Annotated in this window: 2 protein-coding genes; both read right to left on the bottom strand. The window is 65.1% G+C overall.

What is annotated here, in order from left to right; all coding sequences use genetic code 11:
* The coding region (locus NXI30_29060; GenBank protein MCR9098290.1) for a flagellin FliC at positions 1-308 on the bottom strand (308 nt) is incomplete at its 3' end.
* A 151-nt stretch (positions 309-459) separates the two neighbouring features.
* Positions 460-1,144, bottom strand: a 685-nt coding sequence (locus tag NXI30_29055) for a flagellin (GenBank protein ID MCR9098289.1), incomplete at its 5' end; no start/stop codon positions are given.

Below are 1,144 nucleotides of genomic sequence, written 5' to 3'. Positions count from 1 at the left end.
GTTCCGTTGGCCGCCTGGATCGCCAGCTCGCGCTGACGGATCAGGATCGAGCTCACCTCGTTGAGCGCGCCTTCACCGACCTGCAGCAGCGAGATACCGTCGTTGGCGTTCCGCTGGGCCTGACCGATCGAGCGGATGTCGGCTCGGAACCCTTCCGAGATCGCCAGGCCTGCCGCGTCGTCCGCCGCCCGCGTGATGCGGAGACCGGAAGACAAGCGCTGAAGGCTCTTCTGGAGATTCCCGGTCGAGTTGACCAGGTTTCGCTGGGCGTTGATCGACGCCACGTTCGAATTGACTCGAAGTCCCATCGCGGGAGCTCCTCCTCGACGATCCGGATCTCACTGAATCCTTCGTGAGACCGTCGTCCTGCTGGGTGACCGGCCCATGCCATCCATGGCCCGGATCCGATCACCGTTTCGATCGTCCGGGAACGCCCCGGACGCCAAGTTGTTTCGTGCGCTAGCCGAGCAGCGACAGCGCGCTCTGGGTCGAGACGTTCGCCTGCGCCAGGACCGAGATGCCCGCCTGTTGGAGCACCTGGTTCCGGGTCAGCTCCGCCGTCTCACTCGCGAAGTCCACGTCGCGGATCCGCGACTCGGCGGCCGACGTGTTCTCCTGGGAGACCGCCAGCGATCGAATCGACGACTCGAGCCGATTCTGCACCGTACCGAAGCTCGCTCGAAGCGAAGCCACGTTCGAGATCGCGGCGTCGAGCTGGGAGAGCGTCGTGCGCGCATCTGCGACCGTGCTGATCACGGCGAACCGGAACGGACCGGAGACCGACGAGTTGGCCCCGAGACCGATCGAAGACGCCCGTGAATCGACGGCACTGATGGTGATCCGGTCGTTGCTCGTCGCGTCGACGCCGATCTGGAACGTCACGCCGGCCCCGCTCTGGAGAATGGTCGCACCGTTGAACGACGTAACCGCAGCGATCCGGTCGATCTCCGAGATCAGGTCCTGGAACTCGTCGTTCAGCGTGTCTCGTTCGGTCGCACCGAGTGTTCCGTTGGCCGCCTGGATCGCCAGCTCGCGCTGACGGATCAGGATCGAGCTCACCTCGTTGAGCGCGCCTTCACCGACCTGCAGCAGCGAGATACCGTCGTTGGCGTTCCGCTGGGCCTGACCGATCGAGCGGATGTCG

This window comes from bacterium, from assembly GCA_024742285.1.
GTDB lineage: Bacteria > Myxococcota_A > UBA9160 > UBA9160 > UBA4427 > UBA4427.
The sequence above is the reverse complement of the archived record's forward strand: the minus strand, read 5'-3'. Positions and strand labels throughout refer to the sequence as shown.